Here is a 17,304-nt window from a genome sequence, read left to right as displayed (position 1 = left end):
GGTTCAGCCACTGTGCCAGGGATTGAGGCTTTCACGAAAATTCGCGGCGATGGCGGTGTAGCTTTGTCTGCGCGGCGCGTCACGGCGCCAGACCATGGTGAGATTGCGCGTCAGCACCGCCCCGGACAGCGGGCGGGCGACCACAAGCTGTTCGCGCAAAACCTCGGACCGGATATAAAGCGCGGGCAGAAGCGAGATCCCCATCCCCGCCGCGACCATCTGGCGCAAAGTATCCAGGGTGGTGCCCTCGTAATCGCGGGCAAGCCGCGCCCCGGCCCAGCTGCACAGCCGCGTCGCCGCGCGTCTGAGCGCCGGCCCGCCGTCAAAACCCAGCACGGTCTCGCCCGCCAGATCGGCGGGGGCGATCTCACTTTGTCCGGCGAGGCGGTGATCGGCCGGGATCACCGCAAGCAGCGGTTCGGTGATCAGGGGCGCCTGTTCCACATCCTCGCGCCGCAGGTCCTCGCCCAGCAAGATGACATCGAACGTGCCCTCAAGCAGCTGACGGATCAGGGTTTCCGTTCGCTCCTCGCGCACATTCACCCGCATTTCGGGCCAGGCGGCGCGCAGGCCTGGCATCGCGACCGAAAGCACATAGGCCCCCACCGTCTGCACCACCCCGATCCGGAGCGAGGCCTGGGGCGCATCGGGATCGCCTCTGCGCGCGACCTCGCGGATATCCTCGATACTGTCGATCACCTCGCGCGCGCGCCGCGCCACATCGCGGCCGACGGGCGTCAGGCTGACACGGGCACGGCTGCGCTCGACCAGCTGCGCGCCAAGGCGCTCCTCCAGCGCCCGCAGCTGCATCGACAGCGTTGGTTGCGCCACATTGCACAGCTCGGCGGCGCGGCTGAAATTCAGCTGGTCCGCGACGGCGACAAGGTATCGGAGCTGTTGGAGCGTGGGCATCGCCGAAGTTTAGGGCCGGGCGGGCCGGCTGGCAATCAGCCAGACAGGGCGGGCCATTCTGACGAATTTGTGACCCGCCCGCCCCAGGATCCTGCGGGTCACAGGCGTCTTTGCTCTGACGGCAGGACTCTCACATGCCGGGGCTGCAACTATGTCGCGGAGCCGCCAATGACCATGGCGCTTTCCTTTACGGCAAGGACAGAGCCGCGGGGAACCCCGCCGGCTCCTGGTTGCGTTTGGCCGAAAAATAGTGCTGTTCTCGCGGCGTATACGGTTGCGAAGCGTAGAATGATGCGTCACGGCGAGAGGTCTTTGCCCCAAAGCGAGGCCGCAAGCGACAGGGCCGTTCAGGTCCAGGCTGGCGAAACAGGGGTCGGCGAGAGCCGGGCCGCGACACTTGCTGCCGGTATGGATGCACGAGCGCCGGGATCTGACACGATAACAGGAACCGATCCCCTGGTCGAAAGGGCGCGGGCCGGTGATGCCGGTGCTTTCGAGCTGCTTTTGTCGCGCCATTACACTTTTATCTTCCGCGTCGCCTGCCGCTGGACCGGCAATCGCGCCGATGCTGAGGATGTGACGCAGACCATCTGCATGCGGCTTGCCACGACGATCCGCAGCTTTGACGGCCGCGCTTCGTTCCAGGGCTGGCTTTACCGGGTGACGCTCAATGCGGTGCGCGACCAGCAGCGTGCCAGCGCAAGGCGGGGCCGTCTGGTGGCGGCGGCGTCGCTTCTGACCGATGATTTCAACAAGGGTGATCAGGAGGCTGCGCTGCATGTCGCCGATATCTGGCGAGCAGTGCGGGCCTTGCCCGAAAAACAACGCGATGCGATCCTGCTGGTACATGGAGAAGGCCTTGCCCAGGCAGAAGCCGCCCGCATTATGGGCTGCAAAGAGGTGACGGTGTCCTGGCATATCCACCAGGCCCGCAAAGCACTGAGGGGGGTATTGTGACCAGCTGCCGCGACCCCCGTGATACGGCCCCGACCGATCCGCTGGACCGTCTGGCGGATCTGGCCTTGCCTGATCCCGATCCGGCGCTGATGCGGGCCGATATCGCCCGCGCGCGCGAGCGCTTTGTCACCGCCGGCCTCTCGCCTGCCGCGCCGGAGCCGTCACGGATCGCACGCTGGCTCTCGCCCCGGCGGCTCGGGATAGCGGGGTCTGCGGCGACGGCAAGTGTGATGGGGGTCTTTCTTCTGCTGCCCCAGGCACAGCTGCCATTGGCGCAGATGCCGGATGGGTCAGACCGCAAGACTGTGGCGACCGAGGGCGTGGCGCCGGAGGATGCGCATTCCGTGGCTGAAACCGATATGGCGCAGGAGGCTCAGCCCGCGCCCGCGCCACCATCGGTTGCGTCCAGATCCGCGGCCACCGCACCGCGGGATGTGACGATCCCCGCAGCGCCGCTGCCTGAGCCGGATTTCCCGCCCCTTGCCGCTGCGCCGCCCGCAGGCGGAGGCGGAAGCGCTGGTTCGGCCGGGCCGGCTTACGAAACCGCATCGGAAGCGATTGCCAGTGCCGCGCCGGTGGCGCCCTCTAAAACCCTGCCGCGTCTTGGGGCGAAGCCGCGCCATAAGCCAGGTGATGCGTCGCTCGTGGATCTGGCACTTCCACCGGAAGAAGAGGACTTCTCCGGTTCGCTCAGCTTTTCACTGTCCGGAGATCAGGACGGGCTTTACCTCGACCGCGAGGAAGGCCGGCTTGCGATTCCGGTCTGGGAAACGGCGCCGGGCATGACGATCCAGATGACCGATGTCTATCTCTTGCCTGCACGGCGCGGCTTCCCGCAGATTCTGATGATGAAGGGGCAGCTGGGCGATCAGCAACCCTGGCAGATCTTCCGGGTCAGCGAGGATGCCGTGACCTTTGACAAGGTGATCACCGATCTGGTCAAACCGGCGCGCAGTCCTGGTCAGGTGGAGGCGATCCTCAACCGCCTGCCACCGCCCGACTGAGCACAGGCCCCATCACAAGGGGCCTGAGAGCCCGAGACTTCGGGCCAGACAGGGCCGGGGCCCCAACGGGGATGGATCTAAGCGTCAGTGAAACAGGGTGCGGGTTCTGGCCGACCTGGTCACTTTTGCAGAGCCAGGCAGCGAGACGCCGCTGCGGCGCAGAAGCGGAAAGCGCGGCTTGCGCGGCGGCGCCTGGTTGCGGATCGTTTTGTTGAGACGCTCCTCCAGAAGCGCCTGAAGATCTGCTTCAATGGCACTGGTAAAATCAGGTTTGGCTTCTGGTGACTGAACCGAGCCGGCCAGGCCGCTCAGGAGGGCAAAGCAAAGATTGCCGGAGATCACATAGGCCATCATCACCGCGACAATGCCCCCATCCAGGAACCAGACCAGCACAGATGCTGCCAGAGCAGCAAGTCCGCTGAGGATAACCACGAGTGCGACCATGATACGTCTCTTCTTTGAAGGCGCGGCGTTGCAGCATACTGCCACAACTCAACCAAGGGTAGTTGGAACGGCAAATCGGGCAAAATCGGGGCAAAGTCCTGGTTAATTCGTGCAAGGCGGATTACGTCTTCCCGGAAGCGTCACGATGAAATTCCGTATGCCCGCAGAACGGGGGGCGCGAACAGGGGAATGTGTCGGGGTCAGACGATCAATGTGGGCAGGGTGATTTCGTGCTGCAGCCCACCGCCCATGCGGTTGGGGTTAGCAGGCGCAGCGCCGAAACGCTGCCAGGATCTCGCGCGCGATGGCAAGCCCCAGCCCGGAGCCTGGCTGCACTTTCTGCCGCCCCGGATCGACGCGTAAGACGGATCAGCACTCTACCCGTCTGCGATTCGGGTATGTCTGGCCCGTGATTCTGGAGGATGACCACCGCCATCGCCCCCGGGCCTGAGACTGATAGTACCGGTGCCGCCATCGGTCGCCGCATTGTTCTTCCGGTTGCGCGGCGCCCGTTTCAACGCCGGCGGCCTGGCTGTGACCGGCACCTTTCCCGCCAGATCGCCGCCGGCCTCTTCGCGTGCGAGCCAGCCGGGATAAGACCTGGTTGAATGCCGGGGTCGTCGCGCGCATCTCCGCCGGCCCGGCGTCGGGCACCAGCGGCAGAGAGGCATCGGTGCCGACCCGGCCGGCGGAATCCTCCCTCTGCCCGATCGGGCGGCGGATGCGGCGGGCGGTATACCAGGAACGCGCAACCGACCCCGTCACGATCATCGCAATCCAGATGCCGAGGATCGGGCAGCGGATGCGCACGGCTGGCGGCAAGCGTGGCCAGCCCGAACCGCGTCAGGATGGCCACGATCAGCAGCGCAGTGATGCGGCGTTGAGCGAGGTGACGGCGCCGTTTCTGACCGTGCGGAATACTGGCTCGGCGGTCTTTTCGTCCAGCTTGCGCCGCAGCCGGCTCATCAGCAGGACAAGCGAGCGGTCAAAGGGATCAAGGTTGCGCCCCTGGGGCAGATGGAGGAGCTGATCGCGCGACAAAAGCCGGCTCTTGCGTTCCAGAAACACCCGCAAAAGGTCGAATTCGGCTCCGTTCAGGCAAATTTCACAACAGTCGGGCGCCAGCACGCGGCGCCTTTCGACATCAATTGCAAAGCCCGACATCTCATATCAGGTGCGTGCCTCACCTGCAGTAGGGGCGCCGGGATATCAGGATCCGAGCCACCAGCTCACGCGGGTTGACGGGCCTCACGAAATAGTCATCCGCGCCGATCTCCAGCCCCGGCCCGTCGGGCAGCATCACATCCCGCATCACCAGATCCAGGAGCGGCGCGATCCGCTGCGCCTCGGTCTCGCGCCGGGTGGCGGCGGTTTGCGCCAGACATACCTTGCCCGGGAGGTGCCGCGCCAACAGCGTCCTGATCTCCGCATCGTCATTGACGACAAGGATCAAAGGGGCCTGTTGAGCAAAAAGACACATATAGCGGGCGCCTGGACTGCGCCTCGGCCCGTTTGTAGCTGGTTCTGGACCCTTCCGGGGGAGGAAGATGTAACGAAAGGTTTCCCACCCGCATCTGGCACCATTCCGTTACAAAAATCGTCCTCGCGGAAACAGGTCGTAACGCCCGGGACCGGTGCCGGATACAGCCATCGCTCAGCTTCATCGCATCACCAGCCACGAAAGGAGAGATGCGATGAAATGGTCCATTACGAGCAATCTGCTGGCCGCCGCCATCGTTTCGGGCACAATGGGCCCCGCCGTCACGGAGATGCACGGCCCGCCATCCACCGGCGCGGGGGATCATCGCAACGGCCCGCACGGACATGGTCCGATGGGTCACGGCCATAACGGACGTGATCAGAGCCACCGAGAGGGCGGCTGGCCTGATCCTCGCACAACGCCTTGCCGGTCTCGAGACCTGTATCGGCATCACACCGGCACAGGCACCGGTCTGGCGAAGCTACACCGATGCACTGATCGCCTTTGTCGAGACCGACCAGCCGCCGCCACGCCTCGCGCGCACTGACACTCCGCCACTCCGACAGCAAATCGCCCACAGAACGAAGGACCAGAACTGCCGCCGCGTCTGATGGCTCTTGCCAGCGCCGCCGCCGATGCTCTCAAATCCTTGCCTGCTTTCGCGCAGAACCCCGCCCGCACTGCCTCCCCGACGGATCAGGCCCAGTGTACCGGTTTGGCGCAGGACGGCGGCGAGCCCTTACGGCGGCCTCGCCCAGCCACCTTCAGCCGCCGCCGAGGGGACAGGAGTATCGTGTTGACGCAGACCGCCTGGTGATGGCGGACATCCAGACCCTGCGCGCCGTCGCGGTGATCGGACTATTGTCCTCGCTTTTGAACTGACCCGATCAGATCTGGCCCCGTCTGAGCGGCCCCCCCGCAGCAAGATGATGAAACGTTTTGTCTCAGGCGCGGGATGCTCCGTCTCGCAGAGCCGTGCTGATCATGTCCTGACGATCCGGTCTGCGGCGGGGAAAAGCGACGGGGAAGGCAGCTATGCCGAAGGGCGGGCGCCGAACACACAAGGCTGTGCACACCGCGCTCTCGCACTTGCGCCGAATACGCAGATCGCCGTCAGAATCCGTGACGGGCTGAGCGTCGGCAGATCTATAGTGAAGGACATCGAAAACCCGTCCCTTAGAGGGGCAGAACCGCATGGCGCCGCCGCTGACCTTCGGAGGCCCGATGGCAAATGTCTCCCCGAGCATCGCCCCACTATCCTGATCCGTGGCACCCTGCGCAGTTTCGGGGGCGTAAAAGAGGGCGCCACCCGATTAGAGTGCGTCAGACCGGACATCTTTACGGCCGGGATGGTGCTGCTGCTGATGCGGCCTGGCACTGGCCTGCGGCCCGACAATCCCCTTTCTTCCGCTTTGGGACGGCCATCAGCCCTGGACCTGCATTCCGATGCTTGCGGGTGTCGCGGACTTCCTGTGCTTGGCGATGACTGGAATCACCTTCGACAATCTGACCTCCCGTCCGGAAGCGCACCGGAGCGGGTGGTGACGTTGAGCCGCGCACCGGGGTGCATCGCGCCCGGGAAATACCGGAAGTGCTGGCGAAGCCGCGTCGATTCCTGCGCCGGCATGCCGCGATGCGACGAATATTATTCTTCTCCTCTTTGCAGCCGATCCTGCCCACGGAACCATGATGGGACAGTGACAATCTGCTGCAAATGCCGGCCCTAGGAAAACAACTTCTCTGTTCCCGCGCGCTCCGCAGTTACTGGCAAGAGATCCGCACAGAGACCAACGAAAGAAACCCACTGCGGTTTGGCTGAATTTGGAATGGCGCGTTGAGGTATCCGGGCTTTATCACGACGGCACTTGTCGGGATTGAGGAAAGCCGTATGTCCGAACTTCATATCGTGGGTCTTGCGGGGAATATCACCGCGCCGTCGAAAACGCGTGCGCTGGTCGGGCAGGCGCTGGATCTGGCCGGGGCCGGGTTGCATGCGCGCACAACCCTGTTTGACATCGCCGATTTCGGCGAGGATCTGGGCCGGGCGCGGCGCGCCGATGACCTCAGCCCCAAGGCGCGGCAGAACCTCGATACGCTTTTGAATGCCGATGCGCTGATCGTTGCGACGCCGATCTATAAGGGCTCTTATCCCGGTCTTTTCAAACACCTGATCGACCTGATCGACCCTTCTGCGCTGCTGCGCAAGCCGGTGCTGATCTCCGCGACCGGCGGGGGCGAAAAACATGCGCTGGCGGTGGAACATCAGCTGCGGCCGCTTTTCGCCTTTTTCGAGGCCCGCGTGCTCTCGACCGCCGTGCATGTCTCGGACCGCGATTTCAGCGAGGGGCGGCTGGTATCGGACCCGGCGCTGAACCGGCTCGCCCGGGCCATTGACGAATTCGCCACGATTTTCCCCGGCGCCGCGCGGATCCGTGCTGCGGCAGAATAAGCCGCCGCCGAAAAACCCGTCTCGCCGAATAACCCGTTTCGCTGGATAACCCGTTTCACAGGGGCTGCACATGACCTCCGATCCCGTCAAATTCGCCTATTGGGTGCCCAATGTCTCGGGCGGCCTCGTGATCTCGGATATCGAACAGCGCACCAGCTGGACGCCGGACTATAACCGCAAACTGGCGCAGATCGCCGAGGAAGCGGGCTTTGACTATGCGCTGAGCCAGATCCGCTTTACCGCGGGCTACGGCGCTGACAATCAACATGAATCCGTCTCGTTCAGCCAGGATCTGCTGGCCCATACCGAACGGCTGAAGGTGATTGCGGCGCTTTTGCCCGGCCCCTGGAACCCGGCGCTGGCGGCGAAACAAATCGCCACGATCAGCCATCTCTCGGGCGGGCGGATCGCGGTCAATGTGGTCTCGGGCTGGTTCCGGGGCGAATTCGCGGCGATCGGCGAGCATTGGCTGGATCATGACGAGCGCTACCGCCGGTCCGAAGAATTCATCCGGGCGCTGCGCGGCATCTGGTCTGAGGAAAGCTTTACCTTCCGGGGCGATTTCTACCGCTTCAACGACTATAGCCTGAAGCCCAAACCCGTTGATCCGCAACCGGAAATCTTCCAGGGCGGCTCGTCACGCGCGGCGCGGGATATGGCGGCCCGGGTCTCGGACTGGTATTTCACCAATGGCAATACGCCGGAAGGGCTCGGCGCCCAGGTCGAGGATATCCGCGCGAAAGCGGCGGCGAACGGGCATAAGGTGAAGGTCGGCATCAACGCCTTCGCCATCGTGCGCGAGACCGAAGCCGAGGCACAGGCAGTGCTGCGCGAGATCATCGCGAAGGCCAATCCCGAAGCCGTCCAGGGCTTTGCCGGACAGGTGGTCAATGCCGGCCGCGCCAGCCCCGAGGGCGAGGGCAACTGGGCGAAATCCTCCTTCGAGGACCTCGTGCAATATAATGACGGCTTCCGCTCGAACCTGATCGGCACGCCCGACCAGGTCGCCGAACGCATAATCGGCCTGAAAGAGGCCGGCGCCGACCTCATCCTCCTTGGCTTCCTGCATTTCCAGGAAGAGGTTGAGTATTTCGGAAAACACGTCCTCCCCCGCGTCCGCGCCATCGAAGCCCGCAAAAAACAAACCCTCGCCGCCGAATAACGCGGCGCCTGCCGATAAGCCCATCGACCAGCCATGATGCCCCCGGCGCCACTGCGCCGGGCAGGGCGGGCTGTTGCAACCGGAGTCCCCTAAAATGACGATACAAGAAACCAGCTTTCAGCCCGCGACGCTTCCCGATCTGGCCGCGCTCAAGGCCCGGTTCGCGCCCCTGTTCGAACGCATCCGTGAGGGCGCCAACCAGCGTGAACGCGAGCGGAAATTGCCGTTTGAGGAGATCAAATGGCTGAAAGAGGCCGGGTTCACCGCGCTGCGGGTGCCGGTTGAATTCGGCGGTTCCGGCGCGAGCCTTGAGCAGTTCTTTGATCTGCTGATCGACCTTGCTGCGGCGGATACCAATATCGTCCAGGCGCTGCGCGGCCATTTCGCGCTGGTCGAGGACCGGCTGGTGGCGCCGCGCGCCGAAGGAGAGGTCTGGCTGCGCCGCTTTGGCAAGGGAGAGATCGCCGGCAATGCCTGGTCCGAAATTGGCAAGGTCAGGCTGGGAGAGACCTTCACCAAAGTCACACCCGAGGGGGAGGGCTTTCGCGTCGATGGCGAGAAGTACTATTCGACAGGTACGATTTTTGCAGACTGGATCGACACTTATGCGGTGCGTTCAGACAATGGGGCGCCAGTGGTGGCGATTCTGCGCGCCGATCAGCCGGGGATCGACCGGCTGGATGACTGGACCGGCTTTGGCCAGAAGCTGACCGGGACCGGCACCACCACGTTCAAAGGGGCAGCGCTGGAGGCCGAGGGGTTGGTGCCGTTCGAAACCCGTTTCCGCTATCAGACCGCCTATTATCAGCTGGTGCTGGACGCGGTGCTGTCCGGGGCGGCGCTGGCGGCGGTGCAGGATGTCGCGGGTAAGGTCGCCGCCCGCAAACGCGCCTTCTCACATGGCTCGGGCTCGGTGGTCCGCGAGGACCCGCAGGTCCTGCAGGTCGTGGGCCGCGCGCGTGCTTTTGCTTTTGCCGCCCGCGCCGCCACCATCGAGGCCGCCCGTGCAGCCGATCGCGCCTATGAGACCTCGCAAGCGGGAGACAAAGCCGCCGATGACGCCGCCAATATCGCGGCGGAACTGGCCTCGGCCGAAGCTCAGGTTGCGGCGGCGGACCTCGCGCTGCGGGCAACCAGCGACCTCTTCAACGCGCTGAGCGCCTCGGCGGCGGATACGGCGCTCGGACTGGACCGCTACTGGCGCAATGCCAGGACGGCCGCGAACCATAACCCGTTGATCTACAAAGAGCGCATCCTCGGTGATCACGCGGTCAATGGCACCGAGCCGGTCTATGTCTGGCAAATCGGCGCGGTCGAGAGCTGAGGCCTGTCGCTGCCGCCTGACAGAACCGGTACCCTGCGGTGGTCCTGAACTTATCCAGGGCCACACCTTTATGTCATGCGCTTTAACCTGAGCTGGACCCTGGCTCCGAAGGAGTGCCAGATCCCGTAACTTCGGAAGTCAGTGCTGTCAGCGCCGTCGGTATTAAGGTGCCGCCTGTGAGCGATCCGGCCGGCCACGGAAGGGACGCCTCAGCGGGGATCGCATAATTGCCCAATCGAACGGCCTGACCGGCGGGCTTGTCGGCTGGCTGATGAACAGTCCCATGTTTCCTGCATGCCTTCTTTGCTGATTTTGCGGCAAAGAGGCCATGATGGGCACAGGCAATTTCACTGACGGACCATGGCGCGATGCGGTCGCGCAGACAACTGCGCGGCGCAATCCGGTCGACGACGTTTTGGCCCGGCCTGGCGTGAGCAAGCCCTCGCTCTGTACCCGAAAGCGCCAATACGTTAAGGCGGCGGCAGGAGACACGGAGAAGGACGTCGGGATCCCGCGCGTGCGCGCCTGGTCCATGTAAACCAGAGGTCACCCTGCACGCCTTGATCATGGCCAGCTGGCGGTGCAAGCCAAAGGCGAAGGTGGTGGTCCACAGGGATCAGGGCAGCCAGTTTACCAGCTTGGACCGGGCGGCGTTATCTCACGCGCCCACAATCCCGATCCTTCCAGGAGCCCCTGTGGAAACTGCCACGACAACGCAGTCGCCGAGCCCTTCTTCAACCTGCTCAGGCGCGAGCGGATCAGGCGCAGGACCTGCCAGAGCCGCGAAAACGACCGCTCGTCAGGGCTTTCTTTGCAGGTGAGCGGGGTGCCTCAATAGGCCTGGGCGGTCGCGGTAATCGTCAGTTCCTGAAGATTTACCGATTGCGGCAACTGGCAGGCGAAGAGGATCGCCGAGGCCACATGAGTTGCGTCGATCCCCCCCTCCATCCGGTCGCGGTCAGCGGACCAGACCGCATAGGCTGCGGGATCGGTGATGGTTTTGTCGATCTCGGATTTGGTGATGCCCGGCGAAACCGTCATCACGCGCACGTTGAACTCTGCCGATGCGCCCCGCACCCCGTCGCTGACGGCGTGAACGAAATGCTTGGTGCCGCCATAGACATCGTGGAAAGGATAGACCTTGCGTCCGGCAATCGACGACATATTGACAATGGTTCCATGACGGCGGGCCTTCATGCCAGGCAGCACCGCATGCATGCAGTTCAGAACGCCGGTCACATTGATGTCGATCAGATCGCGCCAGTCTTCCGGATCCTGATCATCAAGCCGTGCCAGACGCGAGATCCCGGCATTGTTGATCAGCACATCGACCGGGCCGGACTGCGCCTCGCCTTCGGCTATGGCCGCGCGGATGCTGTCCCGGTCCCGCACATCCGCCTCGCAGCAGACGGCATTGGCAAGGCCGAGGTCCAGGAGCTTTTCGCGCCGCCGCGCCAGGAGCAGCAAAGGATATCCGGCGGCGGCAAAGGTGCGGGCGATTTCTGACCCGATCCCGGCGCTGGCGCCAGTGATCATGACGAGGGGCTTGGAAATATGGGAGGGCATTCACGGGCCTCATGCTGAAGGGAAGGGCTGCCCCTGGCGCAGAGCAAATGGCCAGAAGACCGGAGCGCAAAGTCTGAGGGGGCCAAGAGCCCCCTCATTCGGAACAGGGCAGATCAGTTCACGCCCGCGGCGGCGCGGATCTCACCGATATTGAGGACCGGAGAAACCTCGTATTTATAGAACTGGTTTTCCGGGTTCGGGTCGATGAAGTCGTCAACATTTTCCGGAGTGATGGCATAGGCCGGGAAATAGGTGCCCAGCGGCAGGTTTTGCGCGTCAAACCCTTTGTTGAAGATCTGATCGATAAAGGCCACTGCGGAGACGCCGGTCTGCTCGCCCGAGAAGGTGCCTGTCACCAGTAGATTGCTCTTCTTAATCTCTTCCAGGGCAATACGTGCGCCATCGGCAGAGGTGGCAACTTTGATCGTCTCGATGCCGGTATTGCGCAGCGCCCGCAGCGATCCGATGCCCATCCAGTCATTGTCAGCAAGGATATGGGTCAGTTTGCTGCCATGCGCCGTCAGAATATCCTCGGCCGCGGCAAGCCCTCCTTCCTCGGTCCAGTTGCCCTCGCCCATTGCGACGACCTGGAACTTCAGCTCCTCATCGTTGAAACCGCCCGATTTCTTCGCCTGCTGGAAGAGGTTGTAGCCACGCAGCATGGCCTCTTCACGAGAGATGTCCAGGCCAAGATCCTGAATGCGCTGCCAGACCATGCCGGAGACCATGCCGTTGAGGCGGCTTTCGGAGGTGGAATTGCCGACCACGCCAACGATGAGCGCTGCAACAATCGGATCGGTCCCCGCATTCTGGCCGACATATTCGCCGGTGCGGAAGCCGTTTTCATAGGGGTTCGGCGTGATCGTGGTCAGGATGCGCGCGCGGTCCGAGGGCACGGTGCCGATGGCAAGCACCGGGATGCCCGCATCCACCGCCCGGTTGATGCAGGAGGCGACCCCCAGCGTATCGGTCGGATCGATGACGATCAGATCTTTGCCCTGGGTGATGAAGGTGTCGATATGACCACATTGGCGTTGCAGATCGCCGTCAGCCACCTGCACATCAAGCACGATATTGCTGGCATCCGCGGTCTTTTGTGCGCCCTTGATCAGTTCGACGAAAAACGGCCCGCCCATGGTGATCTCGGTCCAGCCGACCTGGATCTTACCCGGATCAGCGGGCGTTTTCGGCCAGGCTTTGTCGATATCGGTGCGGTCGGGCATATAGGGGTCGACAAGGCCGGACAGCGCGGTGTCGGGCATCAGCTTGTAGATCTCAGGCTTGTCGGCGTCCTGAGCCGAGGCAATTCCTGCGGGAATTGCGATGGCGCTTGCCAGCAAAATGGCCAGTCTGGTGTTCACGGATTTCATCTGGTTCCTCCCTGTGATGAATGTAAGGTCCTCGTCCCGGCGCGAGATCGCGCCCGGAGGTGGATTAGGTTCTGAAAGACGGCGCGGGCGCCTGGAAAAGGGGTCAGGCCCGGTCGCGGCCAAAACGTTGCAGCATTACGGCCGCGACGATGATCAGGCCTTTGATGATCTGTTGCGGGTAGGACGGCACGCTCATCAGGTTCATGATATTGCCGATAAGGCCAAGCACGAGGACGCCGATCACCGTATTGATCACCGTGCCCTTGCCACCCGAGAGCCGGGCGCCGCCGATCACGCAGGCCGCAATCGCATCCAGCTCAAAGCCCAGGCCGGCCACTGGCGTTCCGACCCCGGTGCGCGAGGTGACGACGATCCCGGCCAGGGCCGCCAGGGCACCGCTGATCACGTAGACTGCGAATATATAGCGACGATGCGGGATGCCGGCGAGGCGCACTGCCGTCTCGTTGCTGCCGGTCGCGATTACCATGCGACCGAAAACCATGCGCTGCATCAGGAACCAGAAGCCGGCAATCACCAGGATCGACAACACGACCGGCCAGGGCAGCCGGAGCCAGGGAAGCCCGCCGCTGCCGAAGGCATCGAAAATGGCGGTTGCCTCGAGCTCATAGGGCAGGCGTACCGGCTGACCGTTCGACATCATATAGGTCATGCCACGTGCGATGGTCATCATGGCCAGCGTCACAACAAACGGTGCCAGCTGGAACCATGCCACGAGAGCCCCGTTGAACGCCCCAAGCAGCCCGCCGAAGACCAGCATGGCAATAACGCCCGTAAGCACGGCGGGAATGCCGTCAAAGGGCAGCTGTGGGATCAGGATCGCGACCGCGAGGCCGCCGGCCGCCGCAATTGCGCCCACCGAAAGGTCGATGCCGCCGGTATTGATGACCAGCAACATCCCGATGCTGATCAGCAAAAGCGGAGTCAGCTGACGCAGCAGGTTGAAAATATTGCCCCGTGACAGAAAGGCATCCGACAGGATCGCGGACGCGATGATGAGAAGGACCAGCATGACAACAGAGCTGTTGCGCACCAGAAAGCCGGTAACTTGTCCTGATCCGGATGAGGCTGCGGTTCGCGTCATTCTTTCACTCCCATCGCCAGCGCGATCAGCGCCTTTTCGTTCATATCCTCTCCCGACAGCTCGCCTGTGATCACACCCGAGCGCATCACGATGATGCGGTCGGCTATGCCAATCAGTTCCGGCAGGTCGGAGGAGACGACGATCACCGCAAGGCCGCGCTCGGCCACCTCATTGATGATCTGATAGATTTCCGATTTCGCCCCGACATCGACGCCGCGTGTCGGCTCGTCAAGAATGAGCACCTCAAGATCCGTCGCCAGCCATTTTGCCAGCGCGACCTTTTGCTGGTTGCCACCCGACAGGGTCGAGACCTCCGGCGTGCCGGAGGGCGTCTTGATCCGCAGCGCAGAGATCAGCCTGTTGACCTGGTCACGCTCGGCGCTGGAATTGAGAACCCCCGCCATAAGGGCGGTTCCGTTGCGCCGCCGCAGCATGATGTTTGTCGCAATCGACAGATCGAGCAGAACACCCTGACCCTTGCGATCCTCGGGGACCATGCCGAAGCCGTTATCAACGCCCTTGCCCGGGCTGGTATTGTGGACGGGCGCACCCTTTAGCCGGATCTCGCCCGATACCGCGCGGTCTGCGCCGAAAATCGCCCGCATCACCTCGGTCCGCCCCGCGCCGATCAGGCCGTAAAAGCCAAGCACCTCGCCAGCGCGCACCGAGAAACTGACATCCCCGACCAGTTCGGCCAGCCTGAGATTGTCCACCTCCAGCACCGGGGCGCCGATGACGGCATGACGCGGCGGGAAAATATGGGTCAGTTCGCGCCCGACCATCATTGCGACCAGCTGACCCTGGTCGATATCCGCGATATTCACGGTATCGACATAGGTCCCGTCCTTCATGATCGTGGCGCGATCGCAGATCTCGAAAATCTCTTCCAGCCGGTGTGAGATGTAGATCACGCAGACACCTTCCGCCCGAAGCCGGCGGATCAGGTCGAAAAGCTGGCGGGTTTCGCGCTCTGTCAGCACTGCCGACGGCTCGTCAAATACGATCACCCGGGATTTGCGGCGCAGCGCTTTGCAGATCTCGACGATCTGTTGCTCTGCTACCGAAAGATCCGAAACGGGGCGGCGCACATCCAGCTTTGCGAGGCCAAGGCTCGCGACAAGTTCGGAGGCGCGGGAATACAAAGTCTTCCAGTTGATGATACTGCGTCCGAAACCCGGATCGTCGATGAAGATGTTCTCGGCCACACTCATATGCGGGCAGAGCGCGAACTCCTGATAGATCACCGCGATTCCATGGTCGCGCGCCGCCCGGGGGCTGGCGAGTGACAGGGGTTCGCCATCGAGAACCACCCTGCCGCGGTCGGGCTGGTGGTCGCCGGACAGGACGCGCATCAGGGTAGATTTGCCGGCGCCATTCTCGCCCAGAAGCGCATGAACTTCGCCGCCATTCGCTGTGAAAGTGACATCCGACAGCGCGCGGATGCCCCCGAAATGCTTGCTGATCGATACCATCTGCAGGTTATTGGCCATGATCTCCTCCGCCCTGCGGCCATAGGTCTCCTGCCCCTGGCTGCGGCATCTGCCTTGTGCTGTATAAGTAGTAATAGTACATAAATAAATGTGTCAACTGTAAAAAGTTGAAAAATAGTAAGTCATAAAGCTATTGACATGTAGCGTTGCAACGTAATTAGTAGTGAGACTACATCGACACACGTAAGGGGATGGCATGTCGCGCGCATTTGGAGGACCTGGGAAATATATCCAGGAAAGAGGAGCGGTTGCGCGACTGGGTGATGTCCTCGCAGGCTGGGGTGGCAAAAGCCTGATGCTGATCGACAGGGCGGTGTTCGACCGGCTTTCGACCGCCGTGACGGGCATTCCGGGTCTGCAGATCCTGGCTTTCGGCGGCGAATGTTCCGCGACCGAGATTGCCCGTATTTTGGCGCAGATCCGTGAGACGGGCGCATCGACAGTGATTGGCGCGGGCGGTGGCAAGGCCATCGACACTGCGAAAATTGCGGCACTTGAGACCGGCGCCCGAATCGTGATCCTGCCGACCATCGCTTCGACCGATGCCCCCTGTTCCGCCGTCGCGGTGCGCTATTCCGAGGCCGGGGTCTTTGAGGAATCCCTGCGCCTGTCGCGCAATCCGGATCTTGTGCTGGTCGATACCGAAATTGTGGCTGCAGCGCCCGTTCGCTTCCTGATCGCGGGCATCGGCGATGCGCTTTCGACCTGGTTCGAAGCCCGCTCGAACATCGAATCCCGGACGAGCAACTATGTCGCGGGCGGTTTCCCCCCGACCGAGGTCGGCATCGCTGTCGCGCGCCGCTGTCATGATATTCTGATGGCAGAGGCGCCGAAAGCGGTTGCTGCGGCGCGGGCAGGCCGGATCACTGCCGCGCTGGAGCAGATCATCGAAGCCAATATCCTGATGAGCGGTCTGGGCTTTGAAAACTGTGGCTGTTCGGCGGCGCATGGCATCCATGACGGGCTGACGGTGCTGCCGCAGACGCATGGTCTTCTCCATGGCGAAAAGGTGGCCTTCGGCACGCTGTGTCTTTTGATGCTGGAAAACCGCGCCACCGAAGAGATCACGGCGATGATCCGCTTTTGCCGCAGCCTTGGCCTGCCGGTGACGCTTGCGGATCTGGGGCTTGAAGGGGTCACCACCGAAGAAATCACCCGCGTTGCCGGGGCCGCGCTGGCGCCTGGCCAATGCACCTGGGCGACGCCGGTTGCGCTTTCTGTGGAAACATTGCGCGATGCGATCTTCGCGCTGGATGCCTTTGCACGTGAGGTTCTGTGATGCAGATCAATCCCACACCTGAAACCGGCTTTCAGAACAGCCCGGTTTTGATCACCGGCGCGGCCGCAGGCATTGGCCTTGCCGTTGCGCAGATGTTTGCGGCACGCGGCGCCAGGCTACTGCTGGTTGATCGGGATGAAAAAATTGCAGAAATCGCGGCCGGTCTTGGCGCCGGACACCGCGCCTTGCAGCTGGATGTACGTGAGGATGACTGCGGCAGCCGGGCCGTTCAGGCGGCGCTGGAGGCTTTCGGGCGGCTTGATATCCTGATCAACAATGTCGGCATCGGCCCGCTCGCCCCGGCGGAGGATTTTCCGCTTGATCTCTGGGATGCGACCCTGTCGATCAATCTGCGCGCGGCGTTTCTGTTTGCCAAAGCCGCGGCGGCGCCAATGCTGGAACAGGGATATGGGCGCATCGTCAACATGTCCTCGCAGGCCGCGACAATCGGCATCGAGGGCCATGTCGCCTATTGCACCAGCAAGGCCGGCATTCTTGGTATGACCCGCTGCATGGCGCTGGAATGGGGCAAGCGCGGCATCACTGTGAATGCGCTCTCGCCCACCGTAACCGAAACCGAGCTTGGTCTGATGAGCTGGGGCGGCCAGAAGGGTGTCGAAACCCGCGCCGCCATTCCGGTCGGACGTTTTGCGAAACCCGAAGAGGTCGCCGAAGCGGTCCTCTATCTCGCCAGCCCGCAGGCCGCGATGGTCAGCGGTGCCAATCTGGCGATCGACGGCGGCTACACGATCCGCTGAGAGACGA

General features: G+C 63.0%; 16 protein-coding genes and 1 pseudogene. 9 read left to right on the top strand and 8 right to left on the bottom strand.

Features of this window, described 5'->3' with window-relative positions:
• Nucleotides 1-3: 3 nt before the first annotated feature.
• The gene (locus AC4FS3_RS08840) at nucleotides 4-912 is read right to left on the bottom strand and encodes a LysR substrate-binding domain-containing protein (protein ID WP_491020239.1); all 909 of its coding nucleotides are present in this window, start codon (nucleotides 910-912) and stop codon (nucleotides 4-6) included.
• 288 nt (nucleotides 913-1,200) lie between these two features.
• Between AC4FS3_RS08840 and AC4FS3_RS08835 the strand changes: the two genes are divergently transcribed.
• Together AC4FS3_RS08835 and AC4FS3_RS08830 are read left to right on the top strand one after the other, a co-directional pair.
• The gene (locus AC4FS3_RS08835) at nucleotides 1,201-1,869 is read left to right on the top strand and encodes an RNA polymerase sigma factor (protein WP_491020238.1); all 669 of its coding nucleotides are present in this window, start codon (nucleotides 1,201-1,203) and stop codon (nucleotides 1,867-1,869) included.
• On the top strand, nucleotides 1,866-2,873 hold the full coding sequence (locus AC4FS3_RS08830) for a hypothetical protein (RefSeq protein ID WP_491020237.1): 1,008 nt from the start codon (nucleotides 1,866-1,868) through the stop codon (nucleotides 2,871-2,873). Before AC4FS3_RS08835 ends, AC4FS3_RS08830 begins: the two co-directional genes overlap by 4 nt.
• Nucleotides 2,874-2,957: 84 nt before the next feature.
• Here AC4FS3_RS08830 and AC4FS3_RS08825 read toward each other — a convergent pair whose 3' ends face one another.
• The 3 genes from AC4FS3_RS08825 to AC4FS3_RS08815 all read right to left on the bottom strand — a co-directional run bounded on the left by AC4FS3_RS08825 (nucleotide 2,958) and on the right by AC4FS3_RS08815 (nucleotide 4,797).
• On the bottom strand, nucleotides 2,958-3,317 hold the full coding sequence (locus tag AC4FS3_RS08825) for a hypothetical protein (protein WP_092902544.1): 360 nt from the start codon (nucleotides 3,315-3,317) through the stop codon (nucleotides 2,958-2,960).
• 858 nt (nucleotides 3,318-4,175) lie between these two features.
• A complete protein-coding gene (locus AC4FS3_RS08820; RefSeq protein ID WP_491020236.1) occupies nucleotides 4,176-4,481 on the bottom strand; it encodes a winged helix-turn-helix domain-containing protein in 306 nt (101 codons plus the stop codon).
• Nucleotides 4,482-4,500: 19 nt separating this feature from the next.
• Nucleotides 4,501-4,797: a response regulator transcription factor family protein gene (locus AC4FS3_RS08815; RefSeq protein ID WP_491020235.1), complete on the bottom strand. Its 297-nt coding sequence runs from the start codon at nucleotides 4,795-4,797 to the stop codon at nucleotides 4,501-4,503.
• A gap of 374 nt (nucleotides 4,798-5,171) precedes the next feature.
• On the opposite strand from AC4FS3_RS08815, the gene AC4FS3_RS08810 reads away from it, so the two are divergent.
• The 5 genes and pseudogenes from AC4FS3_RS08810 to AC4FS3_RS08790 form a co-directional block, all read left to right on the top strand.
• Entirely contained in the window at nucleotides 5,172-5,408 is a 237-nt protein-coding gene (locus AC4FS3_RS08810) for a hypothetical protein (RefSeq protein ID WP_491020234.1), read from the top strand.
• A gap of 1,277 nt (nucleotides 5,409-6,685) precedes the next feature.
• Nucleotides 6,686-7,246, top strand: a complete 561-nt coding sequence (locus AC4FS3_RS08805; RefSeq protein WP_491020233.1) for an NAD(P)H-dependent oxidoreductase — start codon at nucleotides 6,686-6,688, stop codon at nucleotides 7,244-7,246.
• A 70-nt stretch (nucleotides 7,247-7,316) separates the two neighbouring features.
• The gene (gene sfnG / locus AC4FS3_RS08800; protein WP_491020232.1) at nucleotides 7,317-8,408 is read left to right on the top strand and encodes a dimethylsulfone monooxygenase SfnG; all 1,092 of its coding nucleotides are present in this window, start codon (nucleotides 7,317-7,319) and stop codon (nucleotides 8,406-8,408) included.
• Between the two features lie 94 nt (nucleotides 8,409-8,502).
• Complete coding sequence (locus AC4FS3_RS08795) at nucleotides 8,503-9,732, top strand: acyl-CoA dehydrogenase family protein (RefSeq protein WP_491020231.1); 1,230 nt, start codon at nucleotides 8,503-8,505, stop codon at nucleotides 9,730-9,732.
• Between the two features lie 542 nt (nucleotides 9,733-10,274).
• Nucleotides 10,275-10,528: pseudogene (locus AC4FS3_RS08790) on the top strand (IS3 family transposase); the annotation flags it as partial.
• A gap of 35 nt (nucleotides 10,529-10,563) precedes the next feature.
• On the opposite strand, the gene AC4FS3_RS08785 reads toward AC4FS3_RS08790, so the two are convergent.
• The 4 genes from AC4FS3_RS08785 to AC4FS3_RS08770 form a co-directional block, all read right to left on the bottom strand.
• Complete coding sequence (locus AC4FS3_RS08785) at nucleotides 10,564-11,298, bottom strand: SDR family oxidoreductase (RefSeq protein WP_491020230.1); 735 nt, start codon at nucleotides 11,296-11,298, stop codon at nucleotides 10,564-10,566.
• A 113-nt stretch (nucleotides 11,299-11,411) separates the two neighbouring features.
• Nucleotides 11,412-12,668: a sugar ABC transporter substrate-binding protein gene (locus AC4FS3_RS08780; RefSeq protein ID WP_491020229.1), complete on the bottom strand. Its 1,257-nt coding sequence runs from the start codon at nucleotides 12,666-12,668 to the stop codon at nucleotides 11,412-11,414.
• 103 nt (nucleotides 12,669-12,771) lie between these two features.
• Nucleotides 12,772-13,770, bottom strand: a complete 999-nt coding sequence (locus AC4FS3_RS08775) for an ABC transporter permease (RefSeq protein ID WP_491020228.1) — start codon at nucleotides 13,768-13,770, stop codon at nucleotides 12,772-12,774.
• Nucleotides 13,767-15,260 (bottom strand): sugar ABC transporter ATP-binding protein, encoded by a 1,494-nt coding sequence (locus AC4FS3_RS08770; RefSeq protein WP_491020227.1) that lies wholly within the window; start codon nucleotides 15,258-15,260, stop codon nucleotides 13,767-13,769. Before AC4FS3_RS08770 ends, AC4FS3_RS08775 begins: the two co-directional genes overlap by 4 nt.
• Before the next feature lie 196 nt (nucleotides 15,261-15,456).
• Here AC4FS3_RS08770 and AC4FS3_RS08765 point away from each other — a divergent pair, with 196 nt between their 5' ends.
• Both AC4FS3_RS08765 and AC4FS3_RS08760 read left to right on the top strand, forming a co-directional pair.
• The gene (locus AC4FS3_RS08765; protein WP_491020226.1) at nucleotides 15,457-16,539 is read left to right on the top strand and encodes a glycerol dehydrogenase; all 1,083 of its coding nucleotides are present in this window, start codon (nucleotides 15,457-15,459) and stop codon (nucleotides 16,537-16,539) included.
• Entirely contained in the window at nucleotides 16,539-17,297 is a 759-nt protein-coding gene (locus AC4FS3_RS08760; RefSeq protein WP_491020225.1) for a GolD/DthD family dehydrogenase, read from the top strand. The genes AC4FS3_RS08765 and AC4FS3_RS08760 overlap by 1 nt, the downstream gene beginning before the upstream one ends.
• Nucleotides 17,298-17,304: the final 7 nt, after the last annotated feature.

The organism is Pseudogemmobacter sp. TB195, from assembly GCF_058313095.1.
Note: the sequence above shows the minus strand (reverse complement) of the source record. Positions and strands in the feature narration are given on the sequence as shown.